Annotated in this window: 1 pseudogene; it reads left to right on the top strand. The window is 59.0% G+C overall.

The window, feature by feature from the left end:
• Positions 1-1,010: pseudogene (locus HB675_RS26065) on the top strand (DDE-type integrase/transposase/recombinase); the annotation flags it as partial.

Raw genomic sequence — 1,010 nt, 5'->3', positions numbered from 1 at the left:
CCCCTGAGCCTCACGGCGGCGGAGGTTGCGCGCCGCGAAGGTTGCAGCGATATGTCCCTCCATTATTGGCGCAAGCAAGCTGCTGCCAGAGGTTCCCAGTTGTCCGAAAACAAGCAGCCGGCCGAAAGTTGGTCTGCCGAATCCAAGCTGACCGCCATCATCGAGTCCTCCTCCCTGTCGGAGCTGGAGTTGGGCGAGTATTGCCGTCGTAAAGGCATTTTCCCTGAGCAGATCGAGGGCTGGCGCAAGGCGTTTATCGCCAACAGCAGTAACCATCAGGCTCTGAAAAAGGGAGTGGCCGGAGAGTCGAAGGAAGACAAAAATCGCATCCGTGAACTGGAGCGCGAGCTGCGCCGAAAGGATGCTGCGCTGGCTGAAACCGTTGCGTTACTGGTGCTGCGAAAAAAGCTCAATGCCTACTGGGGAAGCGACGACGAGGGCACCTGACCTTGTTGCCAGAACGGTATCTACTCGTCGGTTGGCTCCATGAGGCCATCGCGGCGGGCGCCCGCAGGGCGCTTGCCTGTTTGGAAGTTGGCATTTCGCTACGCACTCTGCAACGCTGGAGTTTGCCTGAAAAACTGTTGGCTGATGGGCGTACCACCACGGTGAGACCTACGCCGAACAACGCACTGAGCGAGATCGAGCGTCAAGCCATCGTGGCGCTGTGCAGCAGCAAGGCGTATGCGCACCTGCCGCCGAGCCAGATCGTGCCGCAATTAGCCGACGAGGGTCGTTACGTGGCCTCGGAGGCGACGTTTTATCGCGTGTTGCATGCCGCAGGTCAGCAGCATCACCGCTCGCGTGCCAAGCGGCCACAGCGTCATGAAGCGCCTACGACTTATGCAGCGACAGCTGCCAATCAGGTGTGGTCGTGGGACATTACGTACCTGCCGTCGCCGATTCGTGGGAAGTTTTATTACCTTTATCTGATTGAGGATATCTACAGCCGCAAGGCGGTGGGCTGGGAGGTTTACGATGCTGAAAGCGGTGAAAAAGCGGCGGTGCTG

Source organism: Pseudomonas sp. dw_358, from assembly GCF_018449655.1.
Lineage (GTDB): Bacteria > Pseudomonadota > Gammaproteobacteria > Pseudomonadales > Pseudomonadaceae > Aquipseudomonas.
This window is presented reverse-complemented; position numbering and strand designations above follow the sequence as displayed.